We start from the raw sequence: 15134 nt of genomic DNA, 5'->3' as shown, positions 1-15134 counted from the left end.
CAGGTTCAAGCGGTCGCGTCACCGTCGTTGCGCAAAGAACCGCCGCAGCAGGTCGCGTGATTCCGGCGCGGCCAGGCCGTCATAAACCTCCGGGCGATGATGGCACTGCGCGTGCCGGAACACCTGCGCGCCATGGGCGACGCCCCCCATGCGCGGGTCCGACGCCCCGTAATACAGCCGGGCGATCCGCGCGGCCGAGATGGCCGCCGCGCACATCGGGCAGGGCTCCAGCGTGACCCACAGCTCGTGACCGGGCAGGCGTTCGGACCCCAGGGCCGCGCAGGCGGCACGGATCGCCAGGATCTCGGCATGGGCGGTCGGGTCGGACAGTTCGCGCGTGCGGTTGCCCGCGGCGGCCACCACGCGGCCCTGCGGGTCGGTCACGACGGCGCCCACCGGCACCTCTCCGCGCAGGGCGGCGTCGCGGGCTTGGGACAGGGCAAGCGCCATATGGGTGGTGAAGGGGACCATGACCGTCTTGTCGCAATCCCCCGCGCGGCGCGCAAGCCGGGGAAAGAAACGCTTCCCACACGGCCCTCTTGGGCGTATGCACCCCTCTTTGCCCCGCAGCGATGCGAAGGAGACGCGCATGACCGACGATCAGATTCCCGACCGCAAGGCCCCCCAGGTCGCCCCCCGCACCGAAGCCGACCGCATCGCCAAGGTGATGGCGCGCGCCGGTGTCGCCAGCAGGCGCGAGGCCGAGCGGATGATCATTGAGGGCCGCGTCAGCGTAAACGGCAAGAAGATCGACAGTCCCGCCCTGGACGTTCTGCCCACCGACCGGATCACCGTCGACGGCAAGAAGCTGGAGGAGCCGCAGGAGACGCGGCTGTGGCTGTACTACAAGCCCCTGGGCCTAATCACGTCGGAAAACGACGAGCTGGGCCGCCAGACCGTGTTCGACGCGCTGCCGCGCGACATGCCTCGGGTGATGACCGTGGGGCGTCTTGACCTGAACTCCGAGGGCCTGCTGCTGCTGACGAACGACGGAGAGCTGAAGCGACGGCTGGAGCTGCCGGCGACGGGCTGGCTGCGCCGGTACCGGGTGCGAGTGAACGGCACGCCCTCGGACATGACCTTCGACCCGCTGCGCCGCGGCGTCACCATCGAGGGAGAGGACTTCGCCCCCATGGAGATCAAGCTGGACAGCCAGCAGGGTGCGAACGCTTGGATCAGCGTGGGCATCCGCGAGGGCAAGAACCGCGAGATCCGCCGCGCGATGGCCCATGTCGGCCTGCAGGTGAACCGCCTGATCCGCATCGGCTATGGTCCGTTCAAGCTGACCGGCATGGACAAGAACCAGGTGACCGAGGTCAAGCGCAAGGTCCTGCGTGACCAGCTGGGCGGCCTGCTGACCGGAGAGGTCGAGGACAAGCCGCGCGAGATGCGCCCCCGCGGGGCTGCCGGCGAACGCGCCGCCCGGTCCGAGGGGGGCGATGCCGGCCCGCGCCGCTTCGGCCCCAAGCCGGGCTTTGACGGCAAGCCCGCCGGCCGCGGCTTCGGCGACCGTCCGCGCGACGGTCAGTCCGACCGCCCGGCCCGCAGCTGGGGTGCCAAGCCCGCGGGCACCGACGGCGCACGCCCGCGCTTTGGCGCCCGCGACGATTCGGCTGGCGGTTTCGGCGACCGCCCCCGGCCCGCAGGCGACAAGCCGCGCTGGAAGAAATCCGGCCCCGGCGAAGGGGGCGGCCGCATGTCCGGTCAGGGCGACGATGCCCGCCCCGCGCGCTTTGCCGGCAAGCCCGGAGAGGCGCGCAAGCCCTTTGGCGGCCCGCGCGGCGAGGGTGGCGAAGGCCGCAAGCCGTTCGGTGGTCCGCGCCCTGAGGGGAAGCCCTTCGGCAAGCCCCGCGCCGATGGCGACCGCAAGCCCTATGGCGCACCGCGCGGCGAAGGAGCCGAAGGCCACAAGCCGTTCGGCGGCCCGCGTCCCGAGGGGAAGCCCGTCGGCAAGCCCCGCGCCGATGGGGACCGCAAGCCCTATGGCGCACCGCGCGGCGAGGGGGCCGAGAGCCGCAAGCCGTTCGGCGGTCCGCGTCCGGAGGGGAAGCCTTTCGGCAAGCCCCGCGCCGATGGTGACCGCAAGCCCTATGGCGCGCCGCGTGGCGAAGGGGCCGAGGGCCGCAAGCCGTTCGGCGGTCCGCGCCCGGAGGGCAAGTCCTTCGGCAAACCCCGTGCCGATGGCGACCGCAAACCCTATGGCGCACCGCGTGGCGAAGGGGCCGAGGGTCGCAAGCCGTTCGGCGGTCCGCGTGGTGATGCGGGCGGCAAGTTTCAGGGCAAGCCGCGGCCGGGTGCGGCCAAGCCGTTCGGCGCTGCGCGCGGAGATCGCCCGCAGGGTGGTGGCCGCCCCGGCGGCAAGCCCCGCGGCTGACAGGCGACAGCACGCATGACGAAAGGGCCGCCCGGGAGGGCGGCCCTTTTGCCAAGGTCGATCGACTATTTCGTCAGGATCAGCTTGCCCGCACGGGTGATCCGCAGCTGATAGACCTGCTCGTCCAGGACGATCAGCGCCTGGTTTCCGCCCTGCGTGAGGGCGGTGGCGTCATGCTGCGGCATCCGGGCCAGAATGGCGGTGCCGGGACGGGTGAAATCGGCGGGGCGCGTTGCGGTCATGGTCAGCCTCATGCTGGGACAGTGATGATGCCCCAATGCTGACAAATTCGTTCAGGTTTGTCAAAGTAAAATAGTCAGGATTCTTCACGATCAGATTTCGACCCGCTGACAGGTGGTCCGGACCGCCGCGAAGGCGGCCCGGACGGGCGATCACTGATCGGCAAGGCAATCGACGATGGTGTCTGCCATCTGAGTCAACAGAACCTCGTACTGGCCCGCGCCGGGGGACAGCGTGCCGCCCTCGGGGCTCAGTTCGCCGCCGGTGCGGATGTCGCTGCCCTCGGTCACGGTGGTGATCAGGCCGGCATCATGGGCGTATTCCGGAAAGGCGCAGACGGCCCCGGACTCGGCGATCTGGGTGCGGATCTGGTCGATGCGCGCCGCGGACGGGGTCGAGGCGTCCCCAAGCGACACGGCGATTGCAGGCTGCAGGCCAAAGTGATCGGTGAAGTGGCCATAGGCGTCGTGGAACACGACGAACCGGTCCTGCGCATGCGGGGCAAGGCGTTCGCGCAACGTGTCGTCGAGGGCAGCGATGCGTTCGGCCGCCGCATCCGCGTTGGCGCGATAGGTGGCGGCGTTCTGGGGGTCCTGCTCGGACAGCGTCGCGACGATGGCGTCAAGCCAAGGCGCCGCGTTGGCGGGGTTCAGCCAGGCATGGGGATCGGTGCCGGCATGGACATGATCATGCCCCGCATGGTCCCCGTGGTCGTGGTCGTGGTCGTGGTCGTGGTCGTGGTCGTGGTCGGCATGATCGCCGTGATCGTGACCGGCGTGATCCGCGTGGTCGTCATGACCCGCATGGTCGCCATGGTCCGCGTCACCCTCCGACGCTGCACCGGCATAGTCGCGCAGGGCGACGCCCTCGACCTCCAGCAGGCGCAGCTGCGTGGCCCCCGACAGGGTGTCCGACGCCCGCGACAGCCAGGGCGTCAGCTCGGGTCCCATCCAGATCACCACATCGGCACCCTGCAGCGCCTGGGCGTCCGACGGGCGCATCTGGTAATGATGCGCGCTGGCCCCCTGGGGCAGCAGGACGCGCACCTCGGCCAGATCGCCCATGACCTCCTGGACCAGGGCGCCGGTGGGGACCAGGTCTGTGACGACCTGCGGGGTGGCCAGGGCAGGGGCGGCGGTCAGTGACAGGATGGCGGCAAGGGATGCAGGGCTGCGCATCGGGATCTCCTTTGCAGGGCGGGTTTGTTGCGATGGCAGGGTTCTGTGTGTTACAGGGTAACAAGTCAACCGCATTGTAATAAAGTAACGCATCGCTGCGTGAAGGACCCCCGTGCCAGACCACGACCACGACCATGTCATCGCCGCGACCTTTGCGCCGCATGACCACCGCGAATGCGCCCACCGTGCGCTGGACGAGGCTGCGGCCCGGCTGGCCGAGCAGGGCGCGCGCCTGACCCCCGTCCGCCGCCGCACGCTGGAGATCCTTCTGGAGAGCCACCGCGCGATGGGCGCCTATGAGGTGCTGGACCGCTTGGCGACCGAAGGGTTCGGCCGCCAACCCCCCGTCGCCTATCGCGCGCTGGAGTTTCTGGTCACGCATGGGCTGGCCCACCGGCTGCAGCGACTGAACGCCTTTGCGGCCTGCCTGCATCCGGGGCACGACCATCATCCGGCCTTCCTGATCTGCCGCAGTTGCGACAAGGTGGCAGAGGCCGCCGCCGCCCCGATCCGCGATGCGCTGACCGCGGTCGCGGCCCAGGGCGGGTTCCGCGTCGAACGCGCCACGATCGAGGCGCTGGGCCTCTGCGCCACCTGTGCCGCCGAAGGCGTCGCATGACCCCGCTGATCGAATCCCGTGCGCTGACGATCCATCGCCCCGGCACGACCGAACCGGTGCTGGCGCAGGTCGATTTTCGCATCCGCCCCGCCGAGATCGTGACCGTCGTCGGCCCGAACGGGTCGGGCAAGTCGTCGCTGATCCGGGCGCTTTTGGGGCACATGCCGCTGGCCTCCGGCGCGGTGACGCGCCGACAGGGGCTGCGCATCGGCTATGTCCCGCAGCGGGTTCAGTTGGACACGGCCATTCCGATGACAGTGCGCCGGTTCCTGTCGCTGCCCGTGCGCGTATCCGACGACCAGGCCGAGGATGCGCTGGTCCGCACCGGCGTTCCGGGCCTTGGTGCGCGGCAACTGACCCAGCTCTCGGGCGGCCAGTTCCAACGGGTGCTGCTGGCGCGGGCCTTGTTGGCGGACCCGCATCTGCTGGTCCTGGACGAACCCACGCAGGGGCTGGATCAGCCGGGCATCGTAGCCTTCTATCAGCTGATCGAGGAGGTGCGCCGGCAGACCGGCGCGGCCGTGCTGATGGTCAGCCACGACCTGCTGGTGGTCATGCGGTCGTCGGACCGGGTGGTCTGCCTGAACGGGCATGTCTGCTGCGAGGGCACGCCCCAGCATGTCAGCACCGCCCCCGAATACCGCGCCCTGTTCGGCGCCGGGGCCGAGGGCACGCTGGCGCTGTATCAGCACCGCCACGACCACGACCACGACCTGACGCCGCATGTCCACGGGCCGGGATGCGGCCATGACCACGCCGACCGGGCGCAGGGGTGACCATCGATGCTTGACGATTTTTTCATGCGCGCCGTTCTGGCGGGGTTGGGGCTGGCCCTGGTGGCGGGACCGCTGGGCAGTTTCGTGGTCTGGCGGCGGATGGCCTATTTCGGCGATTCGACTGCCCATGCCGCCATCCTGGGCGTCGCGATGGCCCTGGCCTTCGAGGTGTCGATCTATGCCGGGACACTTGCGGTTGCGGTGGCGATGGCCTGCCTGGTGTCGGCGCTGGTGACGCGCGGCCAGGCGATGGACACGATCCTGGGCGTGCTGTCGCATTCCGCGCTGGCCGTGGGCCTGGTCGCGATCAGCTTCGTGCCTGCCGCGCGGTCCGATCTGTCCAGCTATCTGTTCGGCGACATCCTGGCGGTGGGCCGTGCCGACCTGGTGCTGATCTGGACGGGGGCGGCGCTGGTTCTGGCGGTCCTGGCCCTGCGTTGGCAACGGCTTGTGACCAGCAGCCTGAACGAGGAGCTGGCCATGGCCGCGGGGATCGACCCGCGGGTCGAGCGCCTGGTCCTGTCGCTGGCGCTGGCCGTGGTGGTCGCGCTGGCGATTCGAGTGGTGGGCTCGCTCCTCATCTCGGCGATGCTGATCGTGCCGGCGGCGGCGGCCCGCACATGGGCCCGGACCCCCGAGCGGATGGCCGCCGGCGCCGCCCTGATCGCTGCCGCATCCGTCATCCTGGGGTTGTGGGCCAGTTTGCGACTCGACACGCCGGCGGGTCCCTCGATCGTGACCGCGGCGGCGATCTTTTTCGTCGTCTCACAGGCACTTCGCCGGGCATAGTGCCGAATTGTCACAGTTTTTCCGGGGGTTTGCGGGGGCCGGAACCAAGTGCCGAAACAGGTGTTGGCCAATATGCAACAGTGGTTGCAAGCCCACGGGGGAATCAATTCAATGCTGCTTTTCAACTGTTCGGGTTTGTGTAACTGTCGCCTCGATGTTGCCAGAAATGGCAGCCGTCAATCGAAACGGAGCATGATCATGACCAAATTCGCTACTTTCGCGGCCGCTCTCGGCCTGACCGCAACCTCGGCTCTGGCCGGTGGCTATGTCGCCCCCGTCGTGGAAGTCGAGCCCGTCATCGTCGAGGAGCAGCCCGCTTCCTCGAACGCTGGCCTGGTCGTCCCCGCCCTGCTGCTGCTGGGCGTCATCGCCGCAGTCGCTTCGGACGACGACGACAGCTGATATCGGATCGGATCGTCCGCACGGTCCGAGCCACAAGGGGCTGGCCTTTGGCCAGCCCCTTTTTCGTTGTCCGCAGGCCTGCCCGCCATGGCACCCGCGCATGAAAAAACCGGCCCCGCAAAGGGCCGGTCTTTCCGTTCCGGTGTTGCCTGTCAGGGACGCAGCGTCTGGATGGTCACATAGCCCATGCCCGGCCCGATCCATTGGCGCGATACGGGGATCTGCCCGTTCTGGACCAGATAGTTGTTCTGGAAGGTCGCACCATGCCCTTCGCAGGTCTCCAGGATCACGCCGGGGTTGGGGCCGGGCGCAGTGGTGCAGGAAAACTGCAGCGGCCGTTCCAGCCCGTCGCCCGACAGATAGCGCATGACGCGCGTGCCGCTGCCGGACTGGCCTGCCCGGATCAGCGCCTCGGTCCCCGGTTCCGCCACCGACAGGTCGCGGCCCAGACCGCGCGTGCCGATCAGCATGCCGCCGCGCAGGATCACCGCCTGTTCGTCGGGAGTCATGTAGGTGCGCATGGCACCGTTCGTCCCCGTCAGCGCCAGGACCTGCGTGCGGGCAGGGCTTTCAAAGGTCGCCTGGATCAGCGGGCCGGGATTGACGCGCAACGCCTCGGCCGCGGCCTGCTGGGGGTTGCGGGCGGGTTGCGCCGGCTGGGCCGCCCCGCGGGCCGTGATGGCCTGGGTCGCGGTCTGGGCCAGAACCGACAGCGGGCTGGCCCCGGCCTCGTCCGCGCCGGTATTGCCGCAGGCCGACAGGGCGGCCAGGGCCACTCCGGCCAGGATTGCGCGCGTCTGCATCGCTCTGCTCATCGCCAGAACCTCCCCCAGCCTTCGTAAAGATCGACGGTGTGGCTTTCGCGAACACGGTCGTACAGGCGTCCGTTGACATTGACCCGCGATCCGCCGTCGCGCGACAGCGAGCGGATGTTGGTCGACACGCGGTCGCGGCTGGCCTGGCCCGTGGCCCAGCCAAGCGGGATCGACAGGGTCACGCCCTTGTCGAAGCTGCCCTCGCCGAATTCCTCGGCCGACAGGTCTGTCTTGGTGGCATAGGCGCCGATCTGCCATCCGTTCGCGAACTCGCGCGCCAGGGTCACGGTCGCACCGACGTCCCCCGCCAGGTACTGGCCGACATCCAGCTGGGCGGTGAAGCCTTGCGTGAACTCATAGTATGCCGAGACGTGGCCGGTCGTGACCTCATAGTCGCGGAAGTCGAACAACTGGTCGAAGTCGCGCTTGCGGACGCGGTTGATCTCGGCGCCAAAGCCCAGGGGCGAATTGGCGGGCTTCCACAGCGCCTCGGCCGAGACGCCGCCATAGGCGCGTTCCAGCAGGCCCACGGTCACGCGGGTATAGATCGCGTCCGACGGCTTGGCGTACCAAGCCAGCGTCAGTTCCGGGATCACCGGGCTGGAATTGCCCGTGTACATCCGCGTGTCGGACCGCACCCGCGGCACGCCCTGCGGCGTGGTTTCCAGGGCGGGGTTCGATTCATACTCGTCGGGGCTGTAATATTCGCCCCGCTGGCCCGGAATGCCCGGTCCGCGCTGACCGATGTCGCCGAAGGCGCGCTGGCGCAGGGCCCCGGTGGCGATCAGGCCGGGCATCAGCTCATAGCTGGCACGCGCCTCGGCGCCGACCTCGTGAGTCAGCCCGTCCTCGGCGCTGAAGATGCCCAGGTCCAGATAGGGCTTCACCGACCAGCGGAACCGCGGATAGAGGCCCTGGCTGGCCACCAGCCCCGGCGCGCCCGGTGCGGCGTCCGACAGGGTGGATGCGGCGGCGATCTGCCCGGCCTCGGTGTTCTCCAGCCGCTCGACATCGCTGCGGCGCAGGGTCACCGACGAGGTCGGCATCCCGTCGCTAGTCGAGGTGATCACGAAGGTCTCGACCGACGGGGGCAGGGCGCGGGTCATCAGGCGCGCGGTGCGGCCCACGGCCTCGGCCTGGTTGATATAGCGCTGGTTGCGCAGGCGGACCTCGGCGCGGGTCGGCGCCAGGGCCATGCTTTCCAGCAGCATCCCCTCGTCGGCCATGCCGTCGCCCAGGGCCTTCTGGATGGCGGGCTGGGCGGTCGGGTCCTGCGACCAGCCGCCCGACCAGCCCTCGGGGTCCTGCGCGGGGGCCGGCCGCGGACGCACCGGGGCCGGCGCGCTTTCCAGGCCCGATGGATAGGTGGCGTCGCGCGGGTTCAGCGCGATGGTGAACTGCGCGCCGATCGTCTCTCCGCCGATGGTATAGAGCCCGGCCTCGTAGTTGCGGCCAAAGCGATAGTTGGCGGCAAGGTTGATGTTGCTGCCCGGCTCGTCGCCCTGCTGGTATTCGTTGCCGTCGCTGTAGCGGGCGCGATAGATGTCGTTGGAGTATTCCGCGACCAGGTTCAGGCGGTCGTTGACCTGCCAGCTGACCGAGGCGAAGGGCTTGGCCCCGCCGGTGAACCAGTCCTCGACATTGGGCGTCCCGCCCTCGTCGCCGACGTCGATGATGCGCGGCTTGCCCGCCAGCGTGCCCCAGCCCAGGCCGACCGATGCGCGCACCGTCGGCGTCACGTTGCGCGTGGCCACGATGTATTCACCCGAATAGACGCCGGTGCCCAGGAAATCCTGGAGGCCGACGGCCACCGCGGGGCGCCAGCCGTCCTCGTCCACGATCTGATAGCGCAGGTCCAGCGAGCGGTCCGAGATGAACCCCTCCTGCCGGTAATCGTTGATCCCGTCGACGCGACCATAGCGCAGGACCGTCGTCAGCCCCGGCAGCGCCTGGAAGAAGACGTTGCCGCGCCGGGCATAGTCGGACAGCGACAGCGTCGCGCCCAGGCTGCCGTCGGGCATCGTCTCGGCCGTGGGCGTGTCGATGCCGCCGGGCAGGCCATAGGTCGACATGTTGCGCCCCAGCATCGGGTCGGCGGTCGCGACGCCGACGCCCGACCCCACGATCAGGGCCAGGGGCAGGGTGGTGGCCATCAGCTGGCGGGTCAGTCGCGAGCGGCGCATCGGCGGCTTCCTTTCGGCGGCAGGATCAGGGCGGGCAGGGCAGGATCGTCAGGCGCAGTGGCAGGCTTTGCGGCACGGATCGACACACGAATGCGTGAGCCGTGCGCGCGCGTCAACCGGCGGCGGCCGGTGCGGCCTCGGCTGTGGCGGGTGCGGCCGGGGCGGCGGGCTGTGCACAGCCGGGCTGGGTCTGGCCGTTCACGGTCAGGCGTGCGGTCAGCGGATAGGTCTCGTCGACCATGCTGTCCTTGCATTTCGCCGCCCGCAGGTTCAGCACGAAGGGCCGCCCGCCCAGCACGCCGATGTATTCGACGCCCTGGCTGAAGACCAGGCGGTTCACCGGGATCTGGCGCCCGGCCTGGTTGTCGGGCGTGCGATAGACGGCCGTGTCGCCGCTGACCTGGACATTCCAGGCGGGTTCGTTCCCGCCCGCCACGAAGGCGGTGGTGCGATAGGTCACAGGTTCCGCGGTTGGCACGACGCGCCCGACCGTGCCCGTCTCGATCGGCTGTTCCAGCGGAGAGACGGCGGGCGGACGCGGGCCGGTCGGCTCCTCGGGCTGGGCTGCGGCGTCGTCCAGGCCGACCCCGCGTCGCAGGTCGGTCATCACCTGGGTGTCGCAGGCGGCCAGGGGCAGGGTCATCAGGGCAAGGATGGCAAGGCGGGGGAACATGGGGCTTTGGCCTTCTGGTTCTGGGCGGATTTGTCGCGGGATCACTGTCCGCCAAGCGTTAGCAACCGCAGCCTCAGGGGGCAAGCGTCACGCCCCCGTCCCGGCATGTCGCCGCCGCATGGATCGGCCGCACCGGACGGTTCACCTTGTTGATAAATGATGATTATTGGTGCGAAACCGGCTGCATCGAGGGTTATTCGTTGAATATCATACGGGAACCGGCATAGGTTTCGGTGATGTTCTCTCTGGTGGCACCCACATGACGGGATCGGCACAGCACGCCCGGGGCCCCGCCGCGCGGCCCGAACCGGCGCGATTTTCCTGGGACGACGGGCCGATGGCGCGTGCGACCGGAAACTTTGACTGGCAAGCCACGCCCCTGGGGCCGATCTCGGGCTGGTCGGTCGCGCTGACGACCGCGGTGCGGATGATGCTGGCGCAGCGGCATGCGTCCTGCATGTTCTGGGGCCCCGAGCTGATCATGCTGTACAACGACGCCTATGCGCCCGTCCTGGGCCGCAAGGAGGCGCGGGCCCTGGGTCAGCCCTTTCAGCAGATCTGGGCGGATGTCTGGGACGACGTCAAGCCGCTGGTGGACCAGACGCTGTCAGGCCGCGGCACCTATTCCGAGGAGATGCGCCTTGTCATGACCCGCAACGGGTTCGACGAGGAGACGTTCTGGACCTTCAGCTACAGCCCGCTTTACGACGACGACGGCAGCGTGGCCGGTCTGATGAACATCACTGTGGACATGACCGCGCTGGTGCTGGCGCGCCGCAACCAGCAGGTCATGCAGGAAGAGCTGCTGCACCGGATCAAGAACATCCTGTCGGTGACTTCGACCGTGGTGTCCTCCAGCCTGCGCAACGCGACCAGCATCCAAGAGGCCCGCGACACGGTCGGCGCGCGCATCATGGCGCTGGCCAAGGCACAGGGCCTGTTCACGGGCCTGGGCGAAAGCGCCGACATCACCGAGGTGATGGCCCGATCCATCGGCGCCCATCTGGTCGGGAACGACCGCATCCGCCTGTCCGGCCCGCCCGTGCCGCTGAGCAGCCAGCAGGCAGTCGGCCTGTCGCTGGCCCTGTACGAACTGGCGACGAATGCGGCAAAATACGGCGCGCTGGCCAGCCCGCTGGGCATGGTCGACCTGACCTGGTCGGTCATGGGCGACGACTTCGCGCTGGACTGGCAGGAGACCGGCGGTCAGGTCGTGGCCGCGCCCACGCGCGAAGGGTTCGGGTCGCGCCTGGTGAACATGATCGTCCCGGCCTATTTCAACGGCGAGGGGCAGGCCGAATTCCTGCCCCAGGGCCTGCATTACACGCTGCGCGGGCAGCTGACCCCCTAGCAGTTCGGGACGTTCACGGCCAGGCCGCCAAGCGACGTCTCCTTGTACTTCTCGGACATGTCGCGGCCGGTCTGGCGCATCGTCTCGATGGCGGCGTCCAGGGGCACGATGTGGCTGCCGTCGCCGCGCAGCGCCAGGCTGGCGGCCGCCACGGCCTTGATCGCGCCCAGCCCGTTCCGCTCGATGCAGGGCACCTGGACCAGGCCGCGCACCGGGTCGCAGGTCATGCCCAGGTGATGCTCCAGCGCGATCTCGGCGGCGTTCTCGACCTGCTGGGGGGTGCCGCCCAGGACGGCGGCCAGGCCCGCGGCGGCCATCGCGGCGGCCGATCCGACCTCGGCCTGGCAGCCGCATTCCGCGCCCGAGATCGAGGCGTTGTGCTTGATCAGCCCGCCCACCGCCGCCGCCGTCAGCAGGAAATCGGGCAGCAGCCGTTCGGACGCGCCCGGCACATGGTCCAGCCAATAGCGGATCACCGCAGGCACCGTGCCGGCGGCGCCGTTCGTGGGTGCGGTGACGACCTGACCGCCGGCCGCGTTCTCCTCGTTCACGGCCATCGCATAGGCCGACATCCAGTCGTTGATGACATGGGGCGCGGTCATGTTCAGGCCGCGTTCCTCGACCAGCTTGGCGTGGATCGCGCGCGCGCGCCGACGCACGTGCAGCCCGCCGGGCAGGACACCGTCCGTCGACAGGCCGCGGTCCATGCAGTCGCGCATCGCGGTCCAGATGCGGTCCAGCCCCGCCAGCATGTCGGGACGGGACCGAAAGCACAGCTCGTTGGCCTCCTTCATGCGGGCGATGGACTTGCCCGAGGCCTGGGCCATCTCCAGCATCTCGGCCGCGCTGGCAAAGGGATAGGGCACGCTGGACGTGGCATCGCTGCGCACGGCGCCCGCCTTGTCGGCCAGCTCCTGGTCGGTCATCACGAAGCCGCCGCCGATCGAGTAGTAGATCTGGTGATAGATCACGTCGCCCTGCGCGTCTGTCGCCGACAGGGTCATGCCGTTGGCATGGCCGGGCAGGGTGTGGTCGTAATCGAACCGCAGGTCGCGTTCGGGGTCGAAGACCAGCGGGCCCAGCCCCTGTGGCTCCAGCAGGCGGGTCTCTCGGTTGCGGGCCAGCGCGGCCTCGGCCGCGTCCATGTCCATGCTGGCGGGGGTAAAGCCCGCAAGACCGAGGATCGTCGCGCGGTCGGTTGCGTGCCCCTTGCCGGTGAAGGCCAGGCTGCCATGCAGGCTGGCGCGCAGCCCATGCGCGCGGAACGGCTGCACCCGCAGGGAGTCGAGGAACCGCTGTCCGGCCACCATCGGCCCCATCGTGTGCGAGGAGGAGGGCCCCACCCCCAGCTTGAACAGATCGAACACCGACAGAAACATGGCACCCCCTTGCATTTCCGCGCCCATCCAAGCACGACGCAGGCCCCGCCGCCACCACCGTCCACGTCGCTTCCGGTTCCGGTTGCGACATCGGCCCGCTTGCAGCCTTGGCGCGCGGTCTGCTTAAGATGATTGCAACATGCCCGGTTTGCAGGCAACCGGGACGCGCCTGCGATTTGGGCAGGCCAGCCGCCCCCTGCCGTTCTTGCGGGCGGTCTGCCCCGGGGTGAAGGAACAGAACATGCGATTGCCCGACCCGATCATGCTTGGTGACACACCCCTTGGCCCGCCGGTCTTCCTGGCGCCGATGGCCGGGATCACCGATGTCCCCTGCCGCCGCGCGGTCGCGCGGTTCGGCGCCGGCCTGATGGTGTCCGAGATGGTCGCCTCGACCGAGATGGTGACACCGCGCCCGTCGACCCGTGCCGCCGTGCGCGCCAAGGCGCTGACCGAAGGGGCGCTGCCCGTCAGCGTCCAGATCGCGGGCCGCGAAGCCGCACCGATGGCCGAGACCGCGCGCATCGTGGCCGGCATGGGGGCGCGTGTCATCGACATCAACATGGGCTGCCCCGCCAAGAAGGTCACCGGCGGGCTGTCCGGCGCGGCGCTGATGCGCGACCTGGATCATGCGATGACGCTGGTCGATGCGGTCGTGGGGGCGGTCGACGTGCCCGTCACGCTGAAGATGCGGTTGGGCTGGGACGACGACTGCCTGAACGCGGCCGATCTGGCGGCGCGGGCGCGCGATGCGGGGGTCGCGATGCTGACCGTGCATGGCCGCACGCGGGCGCAGTTCTACAAGGGGCAGGCCGACTGGTCCGCGATCCGCGCCGTGGCCGACCTGCCGGCGCGCCCGCCGCTGGTGGCCAATGGCGACGTCGTCGACGCCGCCAGCGCCCGTGCGGCCCTGGAGGCGTCGGGGGCGGATGCGGTGATGGTCGGTCGCGGCGCACAGGGGCGGCCCTGGATCCTGGCGCAGATCGCGCATGACCTGTGGGGCACGCCCGCGCCCGGCGTGCCGCAAGGCGCGTCGCTGGCCGATCTGGTGGCCGAGCATTACGAGGACATCCTGGACTTCTATGGCACCGACCTGGGCCTGCGCGTCGCGCGCAAGCATCTGGGCTGGTATGCCGATGCGAACGGCGCGCCGCTGCGCGACCAGATGATGCGGGCCGACACGCCCCGCGCGACGCTGGACCTGATCGCCCGTGCCTTCGGCGATGCCGCGGGGGTGGCCGCATGACGCCTCGGCCGCGCGATTTCCGTGAGGCGGCCCCCGGACCGGGCTGGGCGGCGCTGCCGCTGCCCGCGCTGATCCTGGACGCCGACGGACGCGTGGCCGCGATGAACGACGCCGCCGAGATCTGGCTGAACCTGTCGCGCAACTCGACTCTGGGCCGCGCGCTGGACGGGGACGAGATGTCGATGCGCCTGCGCCTGCAGCCCGGCCTGGGGCCGCTGCTGGCCCGCGTGCGCGCCAGCGAGGAGGCGCTGTACCAGACCAGCGTCCAGTTCGAGATCGGCGACCGGACCGGCAACCACCAGGCGCGGCGGGCGGCCGTGCATGCGGGGCCCGCGGACGGGGCAGGCGGGTCGGTGTCGCTGCTGATCGTGCCGCAGGACGATGATGGCGCGCACCAGGCCCGCCATGTCCGCAGCGCCGCCCGCAGCGCCATCGGCATGGCCGAGATGCTGGCCCACGAGATCAAGAACCCCCTGGCGGGCATCCGCGGCGCGGCCCAGCTGATGGCCATGAACGCCACCCCCGAGGACCGCGAGATGGCCGAGATGATCGTCGCGGAATCGCGCCGTATCGTGGCGCTTCTGGACCAGGTCGAACGGTTCGGCGACACCTCGGCCCCGCGCCTGTCGGCGCTGAACGTGCACGACGTGCTGGAACAGGTGCGCCGGTCGGCCAAGGCGGGCTTTGCGCGCGACGTGCAGATCGTGACCGATTACGACCCCTCGCTGCCTGCGGCGCTGGCGGATGCGGACCAGCTGGTGCAGGTCTGCCTGAACCTGGTCAAGAACGCGTCCGAGGCGCTGGACGGCAAGGCCGGCGGCGCGATCCGCCTGCGCACCCATTACGACCACACGCTGCGCCGCCCCCCCGACGAGACCGATCCCACGGGCCGCCCGCTGCCCCTGCAGATCGAGATCGAGGACAACGGCCCCGGTTTCCCCCCGGCCATCGCCGATCAGGTGTTCGAGCCCTTCGTCTCGGGCCGCGAGAACGGCACCGGGCTGGGCCTGGCGCTGGTCAGCAAGATCATCACCGACCACGGCGCGCTGATCCGGGTGGACAGCCGCCCCGGTCGCACCGTGTTCCGCATCTCCCTGCCCAAGGCATAAGGA

15 protein-coding genes are annotated in these 15134 nt (G+C 69.8%); 8 read left to right on the top strand and 7 right to left on the bottom strand.

Annotation, left to right across the window (positions count from 1 at the left end):
- Window positions 1–18: 18 nt before the first annotated feature.
- Window positions 19–471, bottom strand: coding sequence for a nucleoside deaminase (locus tag SY26_RS14795; RefSeq protein WP_046001124.1), 453 nt, complete (start codon window positions 469–471; stop codon window positions 19–21).
- A 118-nt stretch (window positions 472–589) separates the two neighbouring features.
- Between SY26_RS14795 and SY26_RS14790 the strand changes: the two genes are divergently transcribed.
- Window positions 590–2374 (top strand): pseudouridine synthase, encoded by a 1785-nt coding sequence (locus SY26_RS14790; RefSeq protein WP_046001123.1) that lies wholly within the window; start codon window positions 590–592, stop codon window positions 2372–2374.
- A gap of 65 nt (window positions 2375–2439) precedes the next feature.
- Here the strand turns inward: SY26_RS14790 and hemP are convergent, their stop codons facing one another.
- Entirely contained in the window at window positions 2440–2616 is a 177-nt protein-coding gene (gene hemP / locus SY26_RS20205) for a hemin uptake protein HemP (RefSeq protein ID WP_064503568.1), read from the bottom strand.
- A gap of 150 nt (window positions 2617–2766) precedes the next feature.
- A complete protein-coding gene (locus SY26_RS14785) occupies window positions 2767–3792 on the bottom strand; it encodes a zinc ABC transporter substrate-binding protein (protein ID WP_046001122.1) in 1026 nt (341 codons plus the stop codon).
- Window positions 3793–3904: 112 nt separating this feature from the next.
- Between SY26_RS14785 and SY26_RS14780 the strand changes: the two genes are divergently transcribed.
- The 4 genes from SY26_RS14780 to SY26_RS14765 all read left to right on the top strand — a co-directional run bounded on the left by SY26_RS14780 (window position 3905) and on the right by SY26_RS14765 (window position 6378).
- On the top strand, window positions 3905–4411 hold the full coding sequence (locus SY26_RS14780) for a Fur family transcriptional regulator (protein WP_369799443.1): 507 nt from the start codon (window positions 3905–3907) through the stop codon (window positions 4409–4411).
- Window positions 4408–5187 carry a metal ABC transporter ATP-binding protein gene (locus SY26_RS22230; protein ID WP_046001121.1) on the top strand — a complete coding sequence of 260 codons (780 nt, stop codon included), beginning with the start codon at window positions 4408–4410 and terminating at the stop codon, window positions 5185–5187. The genes SY26_RS14780 and SY26_RS22230 overlap by 4 nt, the downstream gene beginning before the upstream one ends.
- A gap of 6 nt (window positions 5188–5193) precedes the next feature.
- On the top strand, window positions 5194–5976 hold the full coding sequence (locus SY26_RS14770) for a metal ABC transporter permease (RefSeq protein ID WP_045982018.1): 783 nt from the start codon (window positions 5194–5196) through the stop codon (window positions 5974–5976).
- A 198-nt stretch (window positions 5977–6174) separates the two neighbouring features.
- Window positions 6175–6378, top strand: coding sequence for a hypothetical protein (locus tag SY26_RS14765; protein WP_369799442.1), 204 nt, complete (start codon window positions 6175–6177; stop codon window positions 6376–6378).
- 152 nt (window positions 6379–6530) lie between these two features.
- Here SY26_RS14765 and SY26_RS14760 read toward each other — a convergent pair whose 3' ends face one another.
- The 3 genes from SY26_RS14760 to SY26_RS20015 all read right to left on the bottom strand — a co-directional run bounded on the left by SY26_RS14760 (window position 6531) and on the right by SY26_RS20015 (window position 10049).
- On the bottom strand, window positions 6531–7181 hold the full coding sequence (locus tag SY26_RS14760; protein ID WP_232303358.1) for a YjbF family lipoprotein: 651 nt from the start codon (window positions 7179–7181) through the stop codon (window positions 6531–6533).
- An 8-nt stretch (window positions 7182–7189) separates the two neighbouring features.
- Window positions 7190–9376: a YjbH domain-containing protein gene (locus SY26_RS14755; RefSeq protein ID WP_052715298.1), complete on the bottom strand. Its 2187-nt coding sequence runs from the start codon at window positions 9374–9376 to the stop codon at window positions 7190–7192.
- Between the two features lie 112 nt (window positions 9377–9488).
- Window positions 9489–10049, bottom strand: coding sequence for a COG3650 family protein (locus SY26_RS20015; protein WP_052715297.1), 561 nt, complete (start codon window positions 10047–10049; stop codon window positions 9489–9491).
- A 259-nt stretch (window positions 10050–10308) separates the two neighbouring features.
- On the opposite strand from SY26_RS20015, the gene SY26_RS14745 reads away from it, so the two are divergent.
- Window positions 10309–11400 carry a sensor histidine kinase gene (locus SY26_RS14745; RefSeq protein ID WP_046001119.1) on the top strand — a complete coding sequence of 364 codons (1092 nt, stop codon included), beginning with the start codon at window positions 10309–10311 and terminating at the stop codon, window positions 11398–11400.
- Here the strand turns inward: SY26_RS14745 and SY26_RS14740 are convergent.
- Complete coding sequence (locus SY26_RS14740) at window positions 11397–12779, bottom strand: L-serine ammonia-lyase (protein ID WP_046001118.1); 1383 nt, start codon at window positions 12777–12779, stop codon at window positions 11397–11399. The two genes, SY26_RS14745 and SY26_RS14740, sit on opposite strands and share 4 nt — an antisense overlap.
- Before the next feature lie 241 nt (window positions 12780–13020).
- On the opposite strand from SY26_RS14740, the gene dusB reads away from it, so the two are divergent.
- Window positions 13021–14022 carry a tRNA dihydrouridine synthase DusB gene (dusB, locus tag SY26_RS14735; RefSeq protein ID WP_046001184.1) on the top strand — a complete coding sequence of 334 codons (1002 nt, stop codon included), beginning with the start codon at window positions 13021–13023 and terminating at the stop codon, window positions 14020–14022.
- Window positions 14019–15131 (top strand): nitrogen regulation protein NR(II), encoded by a 1113-nt coding sequence (locus tag SY26_RS14730; protein WP_045982013.1) that lies wholly within the window; start codon window positions 14019–14021, stop codon window positions 15129–15131. Before dusB ends, SY26_RS14730 begins: the two co-directional genes overlap by 4 nt.
- Window positions 15132–15134 lie beyond the last annotated feature (3 nt).

It is taken from the genome of Paracoccus sp. 228, assembly GCF_000967825.1.
Lineage (GTDB): Bacteria > Pseudomonadota > Alphaproteobacteria > Rhodobacterales > Rhodobacteraceae > Paracoccus > Paracoccus marcusii.
Note: the sequence above shows the minus strand (reverse complement) of the source record. Positions and strands in the feature narration are given on the sequence as shown.